We start from the raw sequence: 1,451 nt of genomic DNA on the forward strand, positions 1-1,451 counted from the left end.
CTAAGTAATAGTAGTAGTTTTATATAATTATGGAGGTTTAATTATGTCAAAAAGATTACCAGAAGATTTTATTTTTGGTGGAGCAACAGCAGCATATCAAGCTGAAGGTGCAACAAAAACAGATGGTAAAGGTCGTGTGGCTTGGGATACTTTTTTGGAAGAAAATTATTGGTACACAGCTGAGCCAGCAAGTGATTTTTACAATCAATATCCAGTAGATTTGAAACTTTGTGAAGAATTTGGAATAAATGGAATAAGAATTTCAATTGCATGGTCTAGAATCTTCCCAAATGGATATGGAGAAGTAAATCCTAAAGGAGTAGAATTTTACCACAAATTATTTGCTGAATGTAAAAAAAGAAAGGTTGAACCTTTTATAACGCTTCATCATTTTGATACACCAGAAGTTTTACATTCAAATGGAGACTTTTTAAATCGTGAAAATATAGAACATTTTTTAAATTATGCTAAATTTTGTTTTGAAGAATTTACTGAAGTAAATTACTGGACAACATTTAATGAAATAGGACCTATTGGAGAAGGACAATATCTTGTTGGGAAATTCCCTCCAGGAATAAAATATGATTTTGAAAAATTATTTCAATCACACCACAATATGGTTTTAGCACATGCAAAAGCAGTTAATTTATTTAAGAAAAATGGCTATCACGGAGAAATAGGAATGGTTTGCGCATTGCCAACAAAATATCCTTATGATCCAAATAATCCTGGAGATGTTAGAGCCGCTGAATTGGATGACATCATTCATAATAAATTTATTTTAGATGCTACTTTTAAAGGTGAATATTCAAAAGAAACAATGGAAGGTGTAAATCATATTTTAAAAGTTAATGGTGGAAAATTAGATTTAAGAGAAGAAGATTTTGAAGAATTAAAAGCTGCAAAAGACTTAAATGATTTCCTTGGAATAAATTATTATATGAGTGATTGGATGACTGAATACGATGGTGAAAATGAAATTGTTCATAATGCTACTGGGAATAAAGGAAGTTCTAAATATCAATTAAAAGGTATAGGACAAAGAAAAGCTAACGAAAGTATTCCTAGAACTGACTGGGATTGGATAATTTATCCAAAAGGTCTTTATGATCAAATTTTTAGAGTTAAAAGAGATTATCCAAACTACAAAAAAATCTATATTACTGAAAATGGTTTAGGATATAAAGATGTTTTTGAAGATAATACAGTATATGATGATGCTAGAATTGATTATATAAGACAACATTTAGAAATCATTTCAGATGCCATAAAAGATGGAGCTAATGTAAAAGGATATTTCTTATGGTCATTGATGGATGTGTTCTCTTGGTCAAATGGATATGAAAAACGTTACGGATTATTCTACGTAGATTTTGAAACACAAAAACGTTATCCTAAGAAGAGTGCATATTGGTATAAAAAAGTTGCAGAAACAAAAGAAGTTGAATAAT

1 protein-coding gene is annotated in these 1,451 nt (G+C 29.6%); it reads left to right on the forward strand.

Annotated features, from left to right (window positions below; all coding sequences use genetic code 11):
* The first annotated feature begins 43 nt into the window (after positions 1-43).
* Positions 44-1,450, forward strand: a complete 1,407-nt coding sequence (lacG, locus tag ACO409_RS10920; protein WP_146960696.1) for a 6-phospho-beta-galactosidase — start codon at positions 44-46, stop codon at positions 1,448-1,450.
* Position 1,451: the final 1 nt, after the last annotated feature.

Source organism: Leptotrichia sp. (assembly GCF_057270615.1).